The sequence below is a fragment of the Mesorhizobium hunchu genome (assembly GCF_040081975.1).
Taxonomy (GTDB): Bacteria; Pseudomonadota; Alphaproteobacteria; order Rhizobiales; family Rhizobiaceae; genus Mesorhizobium; species Mesorhizobium hunchu.
In genome coordinates this window covers 13,257-30,773 of record NZ_JBEBMG010000010.1, presented here as the reverse complement: position 1 = coordinate 30,773, position 17,517 = coordinate 13,257, and the positions used below count along the sequence as shown (strand labels likewise).

At 65.1% G+C, this 17,517-nt stretch carries 23 protein-coding genes; 12 read left to right on the top strand and 11 right to left on the bottom strand.

All coding sequences use genetic code 11. The features are described 5' to 3' along the window. Window positions 1-35 precede the first annotated feature (35 nt). The 5 genes from purQ to purC form a co-directional block, all read right to left on the bottom strand. A complete protein-coding gene (gene purQ, locus ABMA46_RS16700) occupies window positions 36-704 on the bottom strand; it encodes a phosphoribosylformylglycinamidine synthase subunit PurQ (protein ID WP_349001018.1) in 669 nt (222 codons plus the stop codon). Window positions 705-804: 100 nt separating this feature from the next. Then, window positions 805-1,881 (bottom strand): acyltransferase family protein, encoded by a 1,077-nt coding sequence (locus ABMA46_RS16695; protein WP_349001017.1) that lies wholly within the window; start codon window positions 1,879-1,881, stop codon window positions 805-807. 116 nt (window positions 1,882-1,997) lie between these two features. Further along, window positions 1,998-2,252 carry a hypothetical protein gene (locus tag ABMA46_RS16690; RefSeq protein WP_349001016.1) on the bottom strand — a complete coding sequence of 85 codons (255 nt, stop codon included), beginning with the start codon at window positions 2,250-2,252 and terminating at the stop codon, window positions 1,998-2,000. Between the two features lie 25 nt (window positions 2,253-2,277). Continuing rightward, window positions 2,278-2,520, bottom strand: coding sequence for a phosphoribosylformylglycinamidine synthase subunit PurS (gene purS / locus ABMA46_RS16685; protein ID WP_349001015.1), 243 nt, complete (start codon window positions 2,518-2,520; stop codon window positions 2,278-2,280). A gap of 10 nt (window positions 2,521-2,530) precedes the next feature. Next, complete coding sequence (gene purC / locus ABMA46_RS16680; RefSeq protein ID WP_349001014.1) at window positions 2,531-3,322, bottom strand: phosphoribosylaminoimidazolesuccinocarboxamide synthase; 792 nt, start codon at window positions 3,320-3,322, stop codon at window positions 2,531-2,533. Between the two features lie 267 nt (window positions 3,323-3,589). Here purC and ABMA46_RS16675 point away from each other — a divergent pair, with 267 nt between their 5' ends. Beyond that, complete coding sequence (locus ABMA46_RS16675; RefSeq protein WP_349001013.1) at window positions 3,590-3,910, top strand: DUF1476 domain-containing protein; 321 nt, start codon at window positions 3,590-3,592, stop codon at window positions 3,908-3,910. A 103-nt stretch (window positions 3,911-4,013) separates the two neighbouring features. Next, window positions 4,014-4,793 carry an HpcH/HpaI aldolase family protein gene (locus ABMA46_RS16670; protein ID WP_349001012.1) on the top strand — a complete coding sequence of 260 codons (780 nt, stop codon included), beginning with the start codon at window positions 4,014-4,016 and terminating at the stop codon, window positions 4,791-4,793. Between the two features lie 61 nt (window positions 4,794-4,854). Here the strand turns inward: ABMA46_RS16670 and ABMA46_RS16665 are convergent, their stop codons facing one another. Further along, window positions 4,855-5,403 carry an RBBP9/YdeN family alpha/beta hydrolase gene (locus ABMA46_RS16665; RefSeq protein ID WP_349001220.1) on the bottom strand — a complete coding sequence of 183 codons (549 nt, stop codon included), beginning with the start codon at window positions 5,401-5,403 and terminating at the stop codon, window positions 4,855-4,857. 203 nt (window positions 5,404-5,606) lie between these two features. On the opposite strand from ABMA46_RS16665, the gene ABMA46_RS16660 reads away from it, so the two are divergent. Next, window positions 5,607-6,431 carry a VOC family protein gene (locus ABMA46_RS16660; protein ID WP_349001011.1) on the top strand — a complete coding sequence of 275 codons (825 nt, stop codon included), beginning with the start codon at window positions 5,607-5,609 and terminating at the stop codon, window positions 6,429-6,431. Here ABMA46_RS16660 and ABMA46_RS16655 read toward each other — a convergent pair. The 3 genes from ABMA46_RS16655 to purB all read right to left on the bottom strand — a co-directional run bounded on the left by ABMA46_RS16655 (window position 6,428) and on the right by purB (window position 8,721). Next, window positions 6,428-7,000, bottom strand: a complete 573-nt coding sequence (locus tag ABMA46_RS16655) for an RBBP9/YdeN family alpha/beta hydrolase (RefSeq protein ID WP_349001010.1) — start codon at window positions 6,998-7,000, stop codon at window positions 6,428-6,430. The two genes, ABMA46_RS16660 and ABMA46_RS16655, sit on opposite strands and share 4 nt — an antisense overlap. A 70-nt stretch (window positions 7,001-7,070) precedes the next feature. Continuing rightward, the gene (locus ABMA46_RS16650) at window positions 7,071-7,283 is read right to left on the bottom strand and encodes a hypothetical protein (protein WP_349001009.1); all 213 of its coding nucleotides are present in this window, start codon (window positions 7,281-7,283) and stop codon (window positions 7,071-7,073) included. 118 nt (window positions 7,284-7,401) lie between these two features. Continuing rightward, entirely contained in the window at window positions 7,402-8,721 is a 1,320-nt protein-coding gene (gene purB / locus ABMA46_RS16645; protein ID WP_349001008.1) for an adenylosuccinate lyase, read from the bottom strand. Window positions 8,722-9,015: 294 nt separating this feature from the next. Here purB and ABMA46_RS16640 point away from each other — a divergent pair, with 294 nt between their 5' ends. Next, window positions 9,016-9,264: a DUF2171 domain-containing protein gene (locus ABMA46_RS16640; RefSeq protein WP_349001219.1), complete on the top strand. Its 249-nt coding sequence runs from the start codon at window positions 9,016-9,018 to the stop codon at window positions 9,262-9,264. A 6-nt stretch (window positions 9,265-9,270) separates the two neighbouring features. Here the strand turns inward: ABMA46_RS16640 and ABMA46_RS16635 are convergent, their stop codons facing one another. Together ABMA46_RS16635 and ABMA46_RS16630 are read right to left on the bottom strand one after the other, a co-directional pair. Next, on the bottom strand, window positions 9,271-10,275 hold the full coding sequence (locus ABMA46_RS16635) for a P1 family peptidase (protein WP_349001007.1): 1,005 nt from the start codon (window positions 10,273-10,275) through the stop codon (window positions 9,271-9,273). Beyond that, window positions 10,275-11,345: a branched-chain amino acid ABC transporter substrate-binding protein gene (locus tag ABMA46_RS16630; RefSeq protein ID WP_349001006.1), complete on the bottom strand. Its 1,071-nt coding sequence runs from the start codon at window positions 11,343-11,345 to the stop codon at window positions 10,275-10,277. Before ABMA46_RS16630 ends, ABMA46_RS16635 begins: the two co-directional genes overlap by 1 nt. 171 nt (window positions 11,346-11,516) lie before the next feature. Between ABMA46_RS16630 and ABMA46_RS16625 the strand changes: the two genes are divergently transcribed. From ABMA46_RS16625 to ABMA46_RS16590, 8 genes are read left to right on the top strand one after another with little or no spacing between them, the layout of a single operon-like run. Then, a complete protein-coding gene (locus ABMA46_RS16625; RefSeq protein WP_349001005.1) occupies window positions 11,517-12,011 on the top strand; it encodes a flavin reductase in 495 nt (164 codons plus the stop codon). 40 nt (window positions 12,012-12,051) lie between these two features. Beyond that, window positions 12,052-12,987, top strand: coding sequence for an AAA family ATPase (locus ABMA46_RS16620; RefSeq protein WP_349001004.1), 936 nt, complete (start codon window positions 12,052-12,054; stop codon window positions 12,985-12,987). Then, window positions 12,984-13,313 (top strand): DUF4258 domain-containing protein, encoded by a 330-nt coding sequence (locus ABMA46_RS16615; RefSeq protein ID WP_349001003.1) that lies wholly within the window; start codon window positions 12,984-12,986, stop codon window positions 13,311-13,313. Before ABMA46_RS16620 ends, ABMA46_RS16615 begins: the two co-directional genes overlap by 4 nt. Beyond that, the gene (locus ABMA46_RS16610) at window positions 13,310-13,522 is read left to right on the top strand and encodes a hypothetical protein (RefSeq protein ID WP_349001002.1); all 213 of its coding nucleotides are present in this window, start codon (window positions 13,310-13,312) and stop codon (window positions 13,520-13,522) included. The genes ABMA46_RS16615 and ABMA46_RS16610 overlap by 4 nt, the downstream gene beginning before the upstream one ends. A gap of 9 nt (window positions 13,523-13,531) precedes the next feature. Beyond that, complete coding sequence (locus ABMA46_RS16605) at window positions 13,532-14,773, top strand: vWA domain-containing protein (RefSeq protein WP_349001001.1); 1,242 nt, start codon at window positions 13,532-13,534, stop codon at window positions 14,771-14,773. A 48-nt stretch (window positions 14,774-14,821) separates the two neighbouring features. Next, entirely contained in the window at window positions 14,822-15,172 is a 351-nt protein-coding gene (locus ABMA46_RS16600) for an XdhC family protein (protein WP_349001000.1), read from the top strand. A gap of 3 nt (window positions 15,173-15,175) precedes the next feature. Then, a complete protein-coding gene (locus ABMA46_RS16595) occupies window positions 15,176-15,880 on the top strand; it encodes an XdhC family protein (RefSeq protein ID WP_349000999.1) in 705 nt (234 codons plus the stop codon). Continuing rightward, a complete protein-coding gene (locus ABMA46_RS16590) occupies window positions 15,877-17,505 on the top strand; it encodes an NTP transferase domain-containing protein (protein ID WP_349000997.1) in 1,629 nt (542 codons plus the stop codon). Before ABMA46_RS16595 ends, ABMA46_RS16590 begins: the two co-directional genes overlap by 4 nt. Window positions 17,506-17,517: the final 12 nt, after the last annotated feature.

Below are 17,517 nucleotides of genomic sequence, written 5' to 3'. Positions count from 1 at the left end.
ATCACAGACTTTGCCGCGGCGCGCCAGCGGCGTTGTCAGGCAGCCAGCCCGAGCGCGCTTTCGAACAGCGCGCGTCCGTCCTTGCCGCCATGCGCGGCTTCGATCAGGTTTTCCGGATGCGGCATCAGGCCCAGCACATTGCCCTTTTCGCTGACAATGCCGGCGATGTCGTTGATCGAGCCGTTCGGGTTGGTGCCCTCGGCGTAGCGGAACACCACCTGGCCTTCGCCCTCGATACGTTTCAGCGTCTCGGCGTCAGCGAAATAGTTGCCGTCGTGATGCGCCACCGGGCAGCGGATGACCTGGTGCTGGCTGTAGCCGCGGGTGAAGGCGGTGTTGGCGTTGGCCACCTGCAGCCTGACTTCGCGGCACACGAACCTCAGCGAGGCGTTGCGCATCAGCGCGCCGGGCAGCAGGCCGGCCTCGACCAGGATCTGGAAGCCATTGCACACGCCGATCACCATGACGCCCTGCGCCGCCTTTTCTGCCACAGCGCGCATGACCGGCGAACGCGCCGCGATCGCGCCGCAGCGCAGATAGTCGCCGAAGGAGAAGCCACCGGGAATGGCAATCAGGTCGACATCGGGGATTTCGGTGTCCGTTTGCCATACCGTCGCAGGTGCGGTTCCCGAAATCCTGGTCAGCGCCGCGATCATGTCTCGGTCGCGGTTGAGGCCGGGAAGCAGGACGACGGCGGATTTCATGGTTGCTCCAGACCGCTGGCGTTGAACACGGGCCAGTCCTTATCCCAAAGCGTCTTCGCCCGCGAGCCAATTGTGGCGGACGCAGCCGAAACAGTCGCGATTATTCCGCCGGCTCGACCGAAAGCGGCTTGCCGCGCTTGTCGCTGCCGTCCGGCAGGTGCGCCCAGGCGGGCCGCTCGAACAGGAATTCGCCGATGCCGAATCGCTTGATCGCGAGATAGAGCAGGACGGGCGCGAAGACCGACGACACGAACACCACGATCGCGACGGCACTCGGATCGGCCAGGAGACCGGTCTTCGCCAGGACGATGCGGACGGCCGACATCGGCAGCGTGAATGCGAGATAGACGACCAGCGAGTGCGCGCCGAGCCAACGCAACCAATCGGTATAGGGCAGGCGCATCAGCAGGCATGCCAGCACGCACAGCGCGATCGCTCCCGCTACGGCGAGTGCCAGGTGCAGCGGCGCGAAGGCGGCGAGCCCCATATGCATGGCCATCGGCTCGACCCTGCCGTCGGGCCAGAACACCAGGAACGCCTCTGCGGCCGCCCACGCCGCCAGCGCGGCCCATGCCCGGCCGGGATGGCGCGTGGCGGCATCGACGATGCGGAACACGTAGGCAGCCCCGACGTAGCCGACATGGAAGAACACGAAATAGGCCGCGAATTGTGTCACCGCGTAGCTGGGCGACTGGATCTGCGCGATCTGCAGCGCCGCCGCCGCCGCGATCACCAGCCAGTGGGGCAACCGCAACTGCGCGCACAGCTTCGCGGTCACGCTGAACACCGCCAGCATGTAGATGAACCACAGCACCCCGTAGGGCTGGATCATCGCCAGAGCGATGCCTTTCACCATGACGACACCGTCCTGCTGGGCAATGCCGCTTTTCAGGATGAAATCGATCGCCACCCACACGACATAGAAATAGAGGTAATGCACGACGCGCCGGTCGGCATAGCGCCGCCACGGCCGGTCGATGACCTGCGACAGGAAAAGGCCGGAGATCAGGAAGAATTCCGGCATCCGGAATGGCGTGGCGAAACCGATAATGTAGTGCAATACGCCGATCTGGCCGGTATGCTCGCCGAGATTGTAGGCGGCGTACATCATCACCACCAGCAGGATCGAGAGACCCTTGGCGGCGTCGACCCAGTCGAGACGGTTGCTGTTGCCCATTGCGCCCGGCATTCCCTTCGCCGGGCGAACAATAGCGCGCAGGTGCGCAAGCCGGGTTAACCGGGAAGGTAAAGATGAAGCTTTCAGGCGATCTGGTTAACCGGCCGGCCGAACTGTCACTCCGGCTGGTAGGGCTTTTGCGCTTCGGCCAGTTCGTGCAATTCGAGGCGGCGTTCTATCCGGTCGAGGCGATCATCGATACGCGCAGTAACCGAATAGATATTGTTTATATCCGTCTGGGTGCTCATGGCTTGCAGGCGTATCGCCACGATCTCGTGCTTTACTTCACCCAGGCCGTTTTCCAGGCGATCCATGCGCTGATGTATCTTCTTCAGAAGCTCGTACATCAATTCATTGCTGACTTCCGCCATGTAGTCGCTACCCTTCGGTACAACTTCAGGTAATGGCTACACTATAATTCTCAATCACCGTATTTGCCAGCAGCTTGTCGCACATGGCCTTGAGATCCGCCTCGGCTTTCGCCCGGTCGGCACCGTCGATCTCTATGTCGAACACCTTGCCTTGGCGCACTTGGCCGACGCCGTCGAAGCCGAGGCCGGTCAGCGCATGTTCGATCGCCTTGCCCTGCGGGTCGAGAACGCCGGTCTTCAGGGTGACGGTGACGCGGGCCTTGATCACGCGGCTTACCTCAATGCTTGGTGGACTTGGGATCGGTCGAGGCGACGAGCACGGGGCCGGTGGGGCGCGGCGGCTCGTTCTCGTTCATGATGCCGAGACGGCGCGCGACTTCCTGATAGGCTTCCACCAGCCCGCCCATGTCGCGGCGGAAGCGGTCCTTGTCGAGCTTGTCCTGCGTGGCGACGTCCCACAGACGGCAGGAGTCCGGGGAAATCTCGTCGGCGACGACGATGCGCATCATGTCGCCCTCGTAGAGACGGCCGCATTCCATCTTGAAATCGACGAGCTGGATGCCGACGCCGAGGAACAGGCCGGAGAGGAAGTCGTTGACGCGGATGGCCAGCGCCATGATGTCGTCGATCTCCTGCGGCGACGCCCAGCCGAAGGCGGTGATGTGCTCTTCCGATACCATCGGGTCGTCCAGCGCGTCGGCCTTGTAGTAGAATTCGATGATCGAGCGCGGCAGCACGGTGCCTTCCTCGATGCCGAGGCGCTTGGACAGCGAGCCGGCGGCGACGTTTCGTACGACCACTTCGAGCGGGATGATCTCGACTTCCTTGATCAATTGCTCGCGCATGTTCAGCCGCTTGATGAAATGGGTCGGGATGCCCATGCGGTTGAGATGATTGAAGATGTGCTCGGAGATGCGGTTGTTGAGCACGCCCTTGCCGTCGACCACCTCGTGCTTCTTCTTGTTGAAGGCGGTGGCGTCGTCCTTGAAGAACTGGATCAGTGTCCCTGGCTCGGGTCCTTCGTAAAGGATCTTGGCCTTGCCTTCGTAGATGCGGCGGCGTGATTTCATGGGAATGGTCTCTGGTTGGAAGGGCAGACGGAGCGAACCGGGTCCCTCTCTTCGCGGCACCGACGGCCGCCACGGGTTTCGATGCCGGTCTCTAGCGCAATCGTGAGGTTTGCTCAACGTGCAAAACCCGAGGATCAACCGATTTGAAGGCGAAATGCTGCGGCGCACCACGCGCAGTCTCATATTGACCGCGGAGCGGGCTTTTGGTTTGTGCTGCCCAGCCACATATTCGCATCACAACTCGCTTTTCCATCGGAGGCAATGCCCATGACCAGCATGAAGGACCGCCAGGAAGGTTTCGAGCGCAAGTTCGCGCTGGACGAAGAACAGAAATTCCGCGCCGTGGCGCGCCGCAACAAGGCGCTCGGCCTGTGGGCGGCCGAAAAGCTCGGCAAGAGCGGCGCCGATGCCGACGCCTATGCCAGGGAAGTGGTCGTCTCCGATATCGAGGAGGCGGGCGATCATGACGTGTTCCGCAAGATCCGGAGGGATTTCGATGCCGCCGGCGTCGACCAGTCGGACCACCAGATCCGCCGCACCATGGACGAATTGATGGCGCAGGCTGCCGAGCAGGTGAAGAACACCTGATCCCTGCCGTGCTGGACCAACGAACCGCCCGCATAGTCGGGCGGTTTTTCTTTGCCTTTCAGTTCTTTCCGGCTGAAACTGGATTCGATTCAGGAGGAAGCCGATGTCGTTGAGAGCTCGTCTGGAAGCCGATGAGACGCTTTGCACAGCCTGGTCGGGCGTTCCCGATGCCCTGACCGTCGAGATCATGGCCGGCCAGGGTTTCGACTGCGTGACGCTGGACATGCAGCATGGCGGCCACAACGAGGACAGCGTGCTGCGCTCCCTCGCGCCGATCCTGGCGGCGGGAAAGCCGGCCCTCGTGCGCATTCCGGTCGGCCGTTTCGACATGGCCAGCCGCGCGCTCGACTTCGGTGCCGAGGCCGTCATCGCGCCGATGATCAATTCGGTGGCGGATGCCAAGGCCTTCGCCGAATCGATGAAATATCCGCCTCTCGGCGGGCGATCCTGGGGGCCGACCTACGCGTTCCCGCGTCACGGCAAGGGCACTGCCGCCGAATGGCTGCACGAAAGCAACCAGCGCACGATGGCTTTCGCCATGATCGAGACGCGCGCCGCGCTCGATGCGCTGGACGGTATCCTCGATACGCCGGGTATCGACGGCATCTTCCTCGGTCCCTCCGATTTCTCGATCGCCTGGACGAACGGCGGCGTGATCGATTCCACCCACGAGGACATGCTGGAGACGGTCGCGCAGGTGGCGAAGCGCGCCCGCGAAGCAGGCCGGCATGCGGCCATCTACGTGGTCGAGCCGAGGATCGCCGGTCGCGTCGTCGAGATGGGCTACCGCCTGCTGGCCGGCGGTTCCGAGCATTCCCTCATCGCGCTCGGCGCGGCGTCCTATCTGGGCAGCGTGAAGGAAAGTATCGGCAATCGGCAGTAGCCAATCGGCAGTCCGGAAGACCGTTTCGACTGCCTACTGCCTACTGCCGACTACCGTGTTCCTACAATCGCGTCATAAACTGCGCGAAGGTCATGGAGCCTTCCGGCCACGGTCCATGTCCGGATTCGGCGTTGAGATGGCCTGCCTCGCCCGCGTCGATGAACAGCGAGCCCCAGGCCGATGCGATGTCCTCGGCCACCTCGAAGGTGCAGTAGGGATCGTTGCGGCTGGCGATGGTGATCGACGGGAACGGCAGCGGATCGCGCGGATAGGGCCCGAACGTCATCAGATGGCGCGGCCTGATATCCGGATTGGCCACGTCCGGCGGGGCCACGAAGAAGGCGCCGGCGACCCGGTTGCGAAAGCGCGGTATCGCCTGCACCACGCTCGGCACGCCGAGCGAATGCGCGATGACGACCACCGGCCGCTCCGCCTCGTTGACAGCATCGGCCACCTTCGCCGTCCAGTCTTCGCGTACCGGCTTCGACCATTCCGCCTGCTCAACGCGCCGCGCGGTCGACAGCCGTGATTGCCAGCGGCTCTGCCAGTGGTCAGGTCCGGAATTGGTATAGCCGGGAACGATGAGGATATCGGCGTCCTTGACTTTCATGGCCGCCATGTAGCGAGCCGAGGCTAGGGCTGCAACCACCGGCATATGTCCGCTTCGATGTCGAAACAGTGAACACGATGTTCGATTTCGTGCATCTTGTGTGAACGCACGCGATGGCCGATCTAGGCAGGGAGAGCGATCGGCGAAACATCCTCCCGAGAGTCCGGGACAGGAATTCAAGGCCGGTTGCCAAGGAGATTTCGATGAGCGAACTGCCCTTTGCCGCGACCACCCCCGTCAGCGTCGCCCGCGTCGGCCTGAAGGCGCGCGACGCCGAGGCCCTGGCTGCGTTCTATCGCACCGTCGTCGGATTGCAGGAACTGGCCCGCGACGGCGAGACCATCACGCTCGGCTCGCCGGACCGGCCCTTGCTGGTTCTGGAGAGCGACTCCGGCGCGAAGCCGGACGACCCGCGCGGCGCCGGGCTGTTCCACACCGCTTTCCTGTTGCCCGGCCGCGCTGATCTCGGCCGCTGGATCAATCACGCGATCGCCGACCGGATCAGCATCGACGGGGCGTCCGACCACATCGTTTCCGAAGCCCTTTATCTCTCCGATCCGGAAGGCAACGGCATCGAGATCTACGCCGACCGTCCCCGTCAGGAGTGGAAATGGAACGACGGCATGGTGGAGATGGCGACGGCGCGCATGGATATACCGGGCGTCGTCGGTTCGGTCCCCGCCGGCGATGCCGGATGGAGCGGCATGCCTGAAAACACCGTCGTCGGTCATGTGCACCTGCGCGTCGGCGATCCACGTGCGGCGGAAGATTTCTGGCATCGCGAATTCGGTTTCGACACGGTCGCGAGATACGGGACACAGGCCGCGTTCCTGTCTTCCGGCGGCTATCACCATCACATCGGCGCCAACACCTGGCAGAGCGCCGGCGCCGGTCCGCGCGATCCCTCGCGCACCGGCCTGTCATGGGTGGAGATGCGCTCGGCCCTCGCGCCCGGCTTCGTCGAGAGGCGGGACCCTTGGGGGACCTCCATCCGGGTTGTGCCGGACAAGGTGACGGCGACGGCTTAAAGCCCGGCCTTCGCCAGCAGGCGTCCGAGCAAAAGCAAGCCTTCCGGCCAAAGCCCGAGCGCCTGCTCATTGCCCATATGGCCGAGATCGCCGGCATCGGCGATGTCGGCGCCCCAGGCGCGGGCGAACGCCTCGGCCTTGTCGAAGGCGACGCGCGGGTCCGTCCGGCTCGCCACCACCAGTGCGGGAAAGGGCAGCGGAGCGAGCGGCATAGGCGCGAACGGCCGCACGAGATCGAACGACGGATCTGGATCCTCGACATTCGTGGCGGCGACGAGAAAAGCCGCCGCGACCTTGTGCCTGTTTGCCTCGTCGGCCTGTGCAGCCCATTTGACAGCGGTCGCCACCGAAAGCGAATGGGCGAGAAGCACCACCTTGCGTGGTGCGCCGGCCACCGCCGCATCGACCCGCGCGATCCAGTCGGCCGGGTCTGGCCTGTCCCAGTTCTGCTGAAGCACGCGGCTGGAATTCGGGAAGACCCTGCACCAGTGCGACATCCAGTGCTGCGGCCCCGAATTGCCGCGTCCCGGCAAGGCCAGAAAGTCGAAATCACCTTTGATGCTGATCATTCGAAGCTCCCGATACCAATACCGTCATGGTGCGGTGCGCGGACGAGTGTCGCGCGCTCGGCCGTGCCGATCAATTCCCTTCGATGATCTGTGATCCGTCGGTATCGGTCGCGTGCGATGAGGCAAGCCAACTTTGTGCGGCGAGGAAGGTGCCGAAAATAAGCGCGGCGGCCACGAAACCCTTGAGAAACCAGCCCCAGTGACCCTTGCGGGTGTTGCGGTCGCCGCCGTCCTTCTCTGGCGGCAGTTCGTGCAATTCCGGCATGTTGACGACGCCCGGCATGACACCTCCAAATGGTTGTCTTTCCGCCTTAAACGTCTACGTGGGATCGCCGGTTCCGACCATCGCGTCGCGCCAGGTGTTGTGTGCTTTGTCGGCCACAGTCCTTATCCAGGAGCGGCTACGCGGCGTCCCGGCTTTCGCCGAACACCCGCTTGAAGATCGTATCGACATGCTTGGTATGATAGCCGAGGTCGAATTTCTCGCGGATCTCGGCTTCCGGAAGCGCGGCCGTCACCTCCTTGTCGACCAGCAGTTCCTCCAAAAAGTCCTTGCCCTGTTCCCACACTTTCATGGCGTTGCGCTGGACAAGCCGATAGGCGTCTTCGCGCGACAGTCCTGCCTGGGTCAGTGCCAGAAGCACGCGCTGCGAGTGAACAAGTCCGCGGAAGCGATTCAGATTCTTCAGCATATTGTCCGGATAGACCAGGAGCTTGTCGATCACGCCGGTCAGACGGGCGAGCGCGAAATCCAGCGTGATGGTCGCGTCAGGCCCGATCATGCGTTCGACCGAGGAATGCGAAATGTCTCGCTCGTGCCAGAGCGCCACGTTCTCCATCGCCGGCATGGCGTAGGAGCGCACCATCCGGGCGAGCCCGGTGAGGTTTTCCGTCAGCACCGGGTTGCGCTTGTGCGGCATGGCCGACGAGCCCTTCTGGCCGGGCGAGAAATACTCCTCCGCCTCCAGCACCTCGGTGCGCTGCAAATGGCGGATTTCGATGGAAAGACGCTCAATCGAGGAGGCGATCACGCCGAGCGTGGCGAAGAACATGGCGTGGCGGTCTCGCGGGATGACCTGCGTGGAGACCGGCTCCGGCTTCAGCCCCATCTTTGCCGCGACGTGTTCTTCCACGTAAGGATCGATATTGGCGAAGGTGCCGACGGCACCGGAAATGGCGCAGGTGGCGATATCCTCGCGCGCATGCACCAGCCGCTCGCGGGCGCGGGAGAATTCTGCATAGGCTTCCGCCAGCTTGATGCCGAAGGTGGTCGGTTCGGCATGGATGCCGTGGCTGCGGCCGATGGTGACGGTGTCCTTGTGCTCGAAGGCGCGCTTCTTCAGGGCGGCGAGCAGGGCGTCGATGTCAGCCAGGAGAATGTCGCTGGCGCGGGTCAACTGTACGGCGAGGCAGGTATCCAGCACGTCCGACGAGGTCATGCCCTGATGAATGAAGCGGGCATCCGGCCCGACGAACTCGCCCAGATGCGTCAGGAAGGCGATGACGTCGTGCTTGGTGACGCGCTCGATTTCGTCGATGCGCTCGACGTCGAATTCCGCCGCGCCGCCCTTTTCCCAGATGGTCTTCGCAGCTTCCTTCGGAATGACATCGAGCTCGGCCAGCGCGTCGCAGGCATGCGCCTCGATCTCGAACCAGATGCGGAAGCGCGTTTCCGGCGACCATATGGCGACCATTTCGGGGCGGGAGTAGCGGGGGATCATAGGTAAACCCTTACTTGGCTTGTCGGGTGGGGCGCGCATCGATGTCTTGCCGTCGCCGCCTCCTAACAGACCGAACGGCAATCCTCAACGTGTGCACCGGCGAAGCACAGACCGGCGCGCGGAGAATCCGGCGGGCAACCGGAACTGCCGCCGCAAGCGGCATCGGGGCTTCTCCGACCTGGCGAATTCGGACTATCATGGCTGCGTGCAGTGGCCGCCGCAGCGTTTTTGTTGCGCTCGACGCATCCAAATGCCGCCCAGACCGTTGCAGGGGTGCAGAAACGGAGTTTTGTCATGAGCGACATTCGCGAGCATATGGAAGTCATTGGTGCCGATGGCGTGCATATCGGCACCGTCGACCGGGTCGAGGGCGACCGCCTCAAGCTCACCAAGGCCGACAGCGGCATGGGAAGCCACAAGGGCCACCATCACTATCTCCCGAAAAGCCTGGTGGCCGCCGTTGAAGGCGACAAGGTTCGGCTTTCGGCCAATGCGGATGTCACGATCGACGAATTCCTCGAGGAAAAATCTGATCCGACGTGATCGAACCTATCGGCGCGCGGACCAGACCGGCAGCGTGTCGCCCTCCGTCGCCGTCGCCGAATAAACCCCGCGCGCGATGGCGCGGGACATCGTCGCGCCAGCGGCTGCGTAGAGTTCGATCGCGGCCGCAGGATCGGGTTCGATACCGCTCGTACCTGTCGCCAGCGCGAACACCAGATCGCCGTCGAACGGCGTGTGCGTCGGCCAGATCGCGCGGGCGAAGCCGTCATGCGCGGCGATGGCAAGCCGCTTGCACGCCGCCTTGCTGAGCACCGCGTCTGTCGCGATCACCGCGATCGTCGTGTTCTCGATCGGGTCGAGACTGCGCCGCTTGAGCCGGATGTCCTGGGCTTCCGCCGGAAGCGGATGCGGGAAACCCAATCCGCCGAATTCCTCGCCGATCTCATGAGGCGCCGCCCAGAAATGGCGGCCGGCGCCGACTGTCACCGAGCCCACCCCGTTCGCTGCCGCGATCGCGCCCACCGTTATTCCGCTTTCCAGAACCGTCGATGCCGATCCCAGCCCGCCCTTCAGGCCGGCGGTCGTAGCGCCCGTTCCCGCTCCGACGCTGCCGAGTTGGAAGACCGCGTCGGCCGCCCGGGCGGCCTGATAGCCAAGTTCGCGATAGGGCGAATAGCGCCCCCACTCCTTGTCTCCGCCGTTGACGAGGTCGAACAGGATGGCCGCAGGCACGATCGGCACGATATGGCCGAAGGCATCGAAGCCGACGCCCTTTTCGCGCAGCGAGGCCTGCACGCCCGATGCCGCGTCCAGCCCGAAGGCCGATCCGCCGGAAAGCACGATGGCGTTGACGCCCTCGACCATGTTGTGCGGCTCGAGCAGGTCGGTTTCGCGCGTGCCGGGAGCGCCGCCCAGCACCTGGACGCCGGCGGCCGTCGGCTTGTCGCAGATCACGGCGGTGACGCCGGATTTCAGTCTGGCGTCCCCGGCGTTGCCGACGCTCAGGCCGGCCACATCGGTAATCAGGTTTCTGGGGCCGGTGCGCGGCATCACTGTTCCTCCGCGGGCACGAACCGGCCGCCCTCGTAGCGGAACAGCCGGTAGGGATTGCCGGAAAGATCGCCCTTTTCGTCGAACCGGATCGGCCCGATGGCGGTGGTGAAATCCTGTCCTGCCAGTTCCGCCGTGACCGGCCTGTCGTCCCGTCCGGCCTTTCCAGCAGCGGCCACGGCGATCTCGACGGCCGCATAGGCGGGCAGGGCATAGCCTTCCGCGATCACGTTGGCGGTCTTGAAGGCATCAAGCGCGGCAGGGTCCGCCACGTCCGCCCACTCCGGCAGGGAGATCATCAGGGTGCCGTCGGCATAGGGAATATCCTCCGAGGCGGACCGCAGCGCCTCACCGCCGGCGAAGACGATATCCGCGCCCAGTTTGGCCGCATCGCGGGCCATGACGGCGACGTCGCCGCCGTCGCCGCCGACGAAGACGCTTGCCGCGCCGGCCCGCTTCAGGCGTCCGACGAGGCCGATCTGGTTGTCGCTGTCGGGGCGGTAGGTATCGATGAACACGGGCTTCAAGACGGCCTGCTCGGCGCCGTTGCGCACGGTCTCGGCGAGTTCGCGGCCGTAGATCGTCCCGTCGTCGACGATCGCGAAGAGACGGTCTCGCCAAAGCTGCGTCAACAGCGAGGCGGCGGCGTTGCGCTCGTCATCGCCGCGCGGCGCCAGCCGATAGACCGGCCAGCCAGTCTTGGCGCGGCGGTCGGTCAGGCTTTCGGTGCGCACGCCGACCGTGATGACCGGAATGTTCGCGTCCTTCAGGACCGGCAGCGCCGCCTCGATGGCGTCCGTGCACAGGAAGCCGACGACCCCGGCCACTTTCGCCTCGACGAAGGCTTGCGCGGCGGCGCGGCCGCCCTCGGCCGTGCAGGAATCGTCGACCGCGGTTATCCTGGCGTCGAGCCTGCCTGCCGCGATCGCCGCACCCGTCCGCACCTGCGAGCCAAGGCTCTCCAACGGGCCGGACAACGGCGCCGCTACGCCGATGGCCAGCGGCTCGGCATGCGCTTCGCCGAACATCAGCAGGCAGGCGCTGGCGGCTAGGGCGAGGGCTGTTCGCATCGCGGAGGTCGGCTTTCTTGCGCAGGCTGCGCTCTCTGGCGCCAAGGTTCCTAAAGCCTGGCCGGCTTGCGTGCAACACGACACAATGGCGAGAGGCCGCATTAACACTTTGCTTGTAGCATCCGGGCTTCGGTCATACATAGCGGGCAACTCCGACTTGGACGATCATTGGTGCTGACGAAGAACGACATAGGGCCGCAGGCCTATCGCGACGCGATGAGCCATTTCGCCGGTCACGTCCATGTGGCGACCACGGACGGCCCGGGCGGCCGGCGCGGCGCGACCATCATCGCCGCCTGCTCGGTTTCCGACTCGCCGCCGATGGTGCTTGCCTGCCTGAACCGGGAGAACCCGAAGAACGAGCCGTTCCTCGTCAACGGCCGGTTTGCGCTGAACACGCTGTCCTCGCATCATCAGGCGCTTGCCAGCGGATTTTCCGGGTTGACCGGCTTGTCGCCGGACGAACGCTTCGCGCTCGGCGAATGGGACGTGATCTCGACCGGCGCGCCGACGCTGAAGGACGCACTTGCCGTCTTCGATTGCGAACTGGTCGACCACAAGGACCTTGCCACCCATCGTGTGCTTTTTGGCAAGGTGACAGGGCTGCGCATCGGCGATAATTTGCAGCCGCTGATCTATCACGACCGCAGCTATCACAGCCTCTGACGCCGGGCCGCGCCGGCGGGAAACCGGACCCGTTTCGATCTTGACCAAGACCGCCTCACAACCGCGCGCCCTGCCGCGCACGATCGACGAGACATTGGCGCTGCTGACCGGCGCCGACTACGTGGCCGACAGGTCTCTGGCGACCGTGCTGTTCCTGTCGCTGCGCATGAGGCGGCCGTTGTTCCTGGAAGGCGAGGCCGGCGTCGGCAAGACGGAGATCGCCAAGGTCCTGGCATCCGCGCTCGGCCGCCGGCTGATCCGCCTGCAATGCTACGAGGGGCTCGACGTCTCTTCCGCCGTCTACGAGTGGAACTATGCGGCCCAGATGATCGAGATCCGCATGGAGGAGGCGACCGGTGAGGTCGAGCGCGCCGCCCTGGAGCGCAATGTCTTCTCTGAAAAATACCTGATCAGGCGTCCGGTGCTCGACGCGCTCACCGGCAAGGCGGGCGCAGCACCAGTCTTCCTGATTGACGAACTCGACCGCACCGACGAAGCGTTCGAGGCGTTCCTGCTGGAAATCCTCTCCGATTTCCAGGTGACCGTCCCCGAACTCGGCACCATCAAGGCGGAGGAGCCGCCGCTCGTCATCATCACCACCAACCGCACGCGCGAGATTCACGATGCGCTGAAGCGGCGCTGCCTCTATCATTGGGTCGACTATCCCGACGCCGAGCGCGAACTGGAAATCGTGCGCCGCAAGGTGCCCGAGGCCAACCGCAGGCTCTCGGCCGAGGTGGTTTCCTTCATCCAGAAACTGAGGCAGGTCGACCTGTTCAAGGCGCCGGGCGTCGCGGAGACCATCGACTGGGCCGGCGCGCTGCACGAACTCGACAAGGTGGCGCTCGACCCGGAGACGATCTCCGACACGATCGGCGTGCTGTTGAAATATCAGGACGACATCGCCCGCATCGGCCAGGGCGAGGGCAGACGGATATTGGACGAGGTCAAGGCCGAACTTGCAGCGGCTGAATGATGAGCACCTTGCTTGCCGGAATTCAGCAACTGGCGGCGAGAGGAAACGTTCGTGTTTCGGCGCACGGTTTTGATGAACTCGCCAACGATGATATTTCTTTCGGCGAAGTTCTTGGCGGTTTGCCAATGGCTGTTATCGTCGAGGAGTATCAGGATTATCACAAAGGCCCTTGTGTTCTTCTATTCCAGCTCTTGGATGACGGAGGTCCGGTGCATGCCTTGTGGGGTCTCGCCAAGAACGCGCCGGATATGGTTACCTTGATCACGGCATACCGCCCGGATCCCGAAAAATGGAGCCCGGATTTCCTGAGGAGGAAGCCGAAATGAACCGCAAATCTCTGCGCTTCGTGCATACCGATAAATACGCTGCGGAGGTCGAGGTCGAATTGAGCCCCGACGACGATGCGTGGGGCCCCTATCTCTCGAAGGACGACGCACTGAAACTCGACCGCGTGCGGGCAGCGCTCAAGCGTGGCGACCTTGCGTCGGCCAGTCATGAGGCGCGCGTGTTTCGGTTGATGCCGCTTTCCGCCTGAAGGCCTGTGATGCAATCGGAAATCTCAGATGGCAGCGGCGCCGGCCGCATCGCCAACAACATCGTTTATTTCGCCCGTGCGCTGCGCAAGGCAGGCCTTCGGGTCGGGCCGGCTTCGGTGAAGGACGCCATCGAGGCGGTGCTGGCGGCCGGCATCGGCAGCCGCGACGATTTCTACTGGACGCTGCATTCCGTTCTGGTGTCGCGGCGCGAGGATCACGCCACCTTCGACGAGGCGTTCCGGCTGTTCTGGAAGTCGCGCGAACTGGTGGAAAAGATGCTGGCCATGTTCTCGCCGGTGGCGCCCGACAATCGCGAGCCGGAAAAGCCGCGGGCAGCGGAGAACCGCGTCAGCCGGGCGCTGTTCGAGGGCCATGAGAAGAACCAGCCGGTCCGGGAGACGCCCGAGGTCGAGGTGGACGCCAGCTTCACCTTTTCCGGCAGCGAGGTGCTACGCACGCGCGATTTTGCGCAGATGAGCGCCGGGGAACTGACCGATGCGCGCCGGGCGATCACGGATTTGAAACTGCCGTTCGATACGGTCCTGACGCGCCGTTTCCGCGCCGATCCAGCCGGCCGCCGTGTCGATCCGCGCGCCATGATGCGCGCGGCGGCGCGTAGCGGCGGTGGGCTGATCCTGCCGAAATTCCGCTCACCGCGCGAAATCCACCCGCCGTTGGTGGTGCTGGCCGATATTTCCGGCTCGATGAGCCAGTACACACGTATCTTCCTGCATTTCCTGCATGTGCTGAGCGAGAAGCGGCGGCGCGTCCACGCTTTCGTCTTCGGCACGCGGCTGACCAACATAAGTCGGCAGTTGCGCCATCGCGATCCGGACGAGGCGCTGGCCGACTGCTCCGCCGCCGTGAAGGACTGGTCGGGCGGCACGCGTATCGGCGAGGCGCTGGCCGAGTTCAACCGTCTGTGGTCGCGCCGCGTGCTGGGGCAGGGCGCCGTCGTGCTGCTCATCACTGACGGGCTGGAGCGTGACGACGTGGAAGGCCTGTCGGCAGAGATGGAACGGCTGCACAAGTCCTGCAGGCGGCTGATCTGGCTGAATCCGCTGCTGCGCTTCGACGGGTTCGAGGCGCGGGCGCGCGGCGTTCGCGCCATGCTGCCGCATGTCGACGAATTCCGGCCGGTCCACAATCTGGATGCGCTGGCCGATCTCGTCGCGTCGCTCGACCGCCGGCGCGGCGCCAATGTCGATCCGAAACGCTGGATGGCGCTTGCAACCAGGCGCGCGGCATAGCCATATATAACGCGGCATGGTTCCATGCCGTTGCAAGGAGGTTCAGTCATGGACAACCCAGCACAGATGCCGGCATCGATCGACGAGGCGCGCGATCCTCTGGCGATCGCCGAGAATTGGGTCGCAGAGGGTAAGCCCGTCGCGCTCGCCACCGTGGTCGAGACCTGGGGCTCGGCGCCGCGCCCGGTCGGCAGCCATCTGGTGATCGACGCCGACGGCAATTTCCACGGCTCCGTCTCCGGCGGCTGCGTCGAGGGCGCGGTGGTGACCGACGCGATGGACGTGATCGACACCGGCAAGGCGAAAATGCTCGAATTCGGCGTCGCCGACGAGACCGCTTGGCAGGTCGGCCTGTCCTGCGGCGGCCGTATCAAGGTCTATGTCGAAAGGCTTTCCTGAACGATGGATATCGGCACTCTCAAGCGGCTGAACGAAGCCCGCCGCGCCCGCCGCGCCGCGGTGCTCGTCACCGACATGGACGGCGGACCGGACCGACTGGTGCTGGAAGGCGACGAACTGGATGGCGCACTGGGCGAAGCCGTGGCGCGCGCTTTCCGCACCGGACAATCCGGATCGGTCGAGGCTGATGGGCGCCAGGTGTTCCTCAACGCGCACCTGCCCAGCCCCCGGCTGGTGGTGATCGGCGCGGTGCATATCAGTCAGGCGCTGGCGCCGATGGCACGGGTGGCCGGTTATCCGGTCGAGATCATCGATCCGCGGACGGCCTTCGCCACCGCCGAGCGCTTTCCCGACGTCACGCTCGAAGCCGAGTGGCCGGAGGATGTCCTGAAGGCGCGACCGCTGGACGGCTATACCGCGCTGGCTGCCGTCACCCACGACCCCAAGATCGACGATTTCGCGCTGAAGGCGGCACTCGATGCCGGCTGCTTCTATGTCGGGGCGCTCGGTAGCCGAAAGACCCATGCGAAGCGGGTGGAGCGCCTTCTGGCGCTCGGTGCGCTGGCGGACCAGATCGAGCGCATCCATGCGCCTATCGGCCTCGATATCGGCGCCTCCAGCCCGGCCGAGATCGCCGTGGCCGTGCTGGCGCAGATGATCCAGGCCTTCCGCTCGCGCGGTCTGGAAGCGAAGGGCCGTGCGGCGTGAAATTCGGGCCGGTCGCCGTCGCGGACGCCGAGGGCGCCATCCTCGCGCATGCCACCGTCGCGGGCGACAGGCGCTTGCGCAAGGCGCACCGGCTGACCGGCGATGACATCGAGGCGTTACGTGCCGCCGGAATCGGCGAGGTGGTCGCCGTCGTTCTCGCGCCGGACGATGTCGACGAGAACGCAGCGGCAACACGCATCGCCGAGGCGCTGCGCTTCAGGGGCATCGAGGCGCGGCCCGCCGCGACCGGCCGCGTCAATCTTCACGCGCTGGTATCGGGCATCTTCACCGTCGACAAGACGCTGATCGATCGGATGAACCTTGTCGATCCGCGCATCACGATCGCCACGATGCCGGCCTTCGCGCCGATGCTGGAAGGCCAGATGGTCGCGACGATCAAGATCATTCCCTTCGCGGTGCCGGAGGCGGTGCTGAAAGAGATATTGGCGCTGGCCGCCGGGCACGAGGTCTTCGGCATGCACGCCTACCGCCCCATGCGCGTCGGTGTGGTGCAAACCACGCTGCCGACCGTGAAGGCGAGCGTACTGGATAAGACGCTGCGCGTCACCGAGGAGCGGCTCGGTCGCACCGGCAGCATCGTCTCGAAGGAAATCCGCACATCCCATGCGACGCCAGAGGTGGCGGAGGCGATCGAGAACCTGTCGGCGGCCAACGACATGGTGCTGGTGTTCGGCGCTTCGGCCATGAGCGATCCCGAGGAAGATGTCATCCCCGCCGCCATCCGGGCGTCCGGCGGCACGGTATTCCGGTCGGGAATGCCGGTCGATCCCGGCAATCTTTTTGTGCTGGGAGAGCGCGACGGCAAGCCGGTACTCGGCGCGCCGGGCTGCGCCCGCAGCCCCAAGCTCAACGGCTTCGACTGGGTGCTGGACCGCATTGCCTCCGGCATCGGCATCACCAGCGAAGACATCGCCGGCATGGGCGTGGGCGGACTCCTGATGGAGATCCCAACCCGTCCGCAGCCGCGCGAAACCTCGCCGCGCGAATCCGCGCCGGGCAAGATAGTCCCGAAGGTCCACGCCGTGCTGCTCGCTGCCGGCCGGTCGAGCCGCATGTGCGGACCGAACAAGCTGCTGGCCCGCTTCGACGGCGAGGCGCTTGTGCGGCGCACCGCCGAACGGGTGATGGCGTCGCGGGCGGCCGCCACGGTGGTGGTCACCGGCCATCAGACGGCAGAGATCGAGGCGGCGCTCGCCGGACTCGACCTGCGCGTCGTTCATAATCCCGACTATGCGGAGGGCCTGTCGTCTTCCCTGAAGGCGGGCGTCGCCGCGTTGTCCGCCGATGCGGCGGGCGCGTTGATCGTGCTGGGCGACATGCCTGGCATTGCCGCGCGGGACCTCGACCGGTTGATCGACGCCTTCGTCCGCGCCGACGGCAAGGCGGTGGTGCGCGCGACGCATGCCGGCAAGCGCGGCAATCCGGTCCTTCTGCCACGCGCGCTCTTCCCTGCCGTCGCGACGCTGGAAGGCGACACCGGCGCGCGCCATCTGGTCGAGGCGGGGGGACTCGACGTGATCGATGTCGAGATCGGCGCGGCCGCTTCGGTGGATGTCGACACGCGCGAGGCGCTGGCGAGTGCCGGCGGCGTCCTGCAGGATTGATCGCGCACCCGG

Excerpts from the sequence above, each read along its gene's own strand:
- purQ (WP_349001018.1), bottom strand. The coding sequence starts at position 704 with ATGAAATCCGCCGTCGTCCTGCTTCCCGGCCTCAACCGCGACCGAGAC.
- ABMA46_RS16695 (WP_349001017.1), bottom strand. The coding sequence starts at position 1,881 with ATGGGCAACAGCAACCGTCTCGACTGGGTCGACGCCGCCAAGGGTCTC.
- ABMA46_RS16690 (WP_349001016.1), bottom strand. The coding sequence starts at position 2,252 with ATGGCGGAAGTCAGCAATGAATTGATGTACGAGCTTCTGAAGAAGATA.
- purC (WP_349001014.1), bottom strand. The coding sequence starts at position 3,322 with ATGAAATCACGCCGCCGCATCTACGAAGGCAAGGCCAAGATCCTTTAC.
- ABMA46_RS16675 (WP_349001013.1), top strand. The coding sequence starts at position 3,590 with ATGACCAGCATGAAGGACCGCCAGGAAGGTTTCGAGCGCAAGTTCGCG.
- ABMA46_RS16670 (WP_349001012.1), top strand. The coding sequence starts at position 4,014 with ATGTCGTTGAGAGCTCGTCTGGAAGCCGATGAGACGCTTTGCACAGCC.
- ABMA46_RS16665 (WP_349001220.1), bottom strand. The coding sequence starts at position 5,403 with ATGAAAGTCAAGGACGCCGATATCCTCATCGTTCCCGGCTATACCAAT.
- ABMA46_RS16660 (WP_349001011.1), top strand. The coding sequence starts at position 5,607 with ATGAGCGAACTGCCCTTTGCCGCGACCACCCCCGTCAGCGTCGCCCGC.
- ABMA46_RS16655 (WP_349001010.1), bottom strand. The coding sequence starts at position 7,000 with ATGATCAGCATCAAAGGTGATTTCGACTTTCTGGCCTTGCCGGGACGC.
- ABMA46_RS16650 (WP_349001009.1), bottom strand. The coding sequence starts at position 7,283 with ATGCCGGGCGTCGTCAACATGCCGGAATTGCACGAACTGCCGCCAGAG.
- purB (WP_349001008.1), bottom strand. The coding sequence starts at position 8,721 with ATGATCCCCCGCTACTCCCGCCCCGAAATGGTCGCCATATGGTCGCCG.
- ABMA46_RS16640 (WP_349001219.1), top strand. The coding sequence starts at position 9,016 with ATGAGCGACATTCGCGAGCATATGGAAGTCATTGGTGCCGATGGCGTG.
- ABMA46_RS16635 (WP_349001007.1), bottom strand. The coding sequence starts at position 10,275 with ATGCCGCGCACCGGCCCCAGAAACCTGATTACCGATGTGGCCGGCCTG.
- ABMA46_RS16630 (WP_349001006.1), bottom strand. The coding sequence starts at position 11,345 with ATGCGAACAGCCCTCGCCCTAGCCGCCAGCGCCTGCCTGCTGATGTTC.
- ABMA46_RS16615 (WP_349001003.1), top strand. The coding sequence starts at position 12,984 with ATGATGAGCACCTTGCTTGCCGGAATTCAGCAACTGGCGGCGAGAGGA.
- ABMA46_RS16610 (WP_349001002.1), top strand. The coding sequence starts at position 13,310 with ATGAACCGCAAATCTCTGCGCTTCGTGCATACCGATAAATACGCTGCG.
- ABMA46_RS16605 (WP_349001001.1), top strand. The coding sequence starts at position 13,532 with ATGCAATCGGAAATCTCAGATGGCAGCGGCGCCGGCCGCATCGCCAAC.
- ABMA46_RS16600 (WP_349001000.1), top strand. The coding sequence starts at position 14,822 with ATGGACAACCCAGCACAGATGCCGGCATCGATCGACGAGGCGCGCGAT.
- ABMA46_RS16595 (WP_349000999.1), top strand. The coding sequence starts at position 15,176 with ATGGATATCGGCACTCTCAAGCGGCTGAACGAAGCCCGCCGCGCCCGC.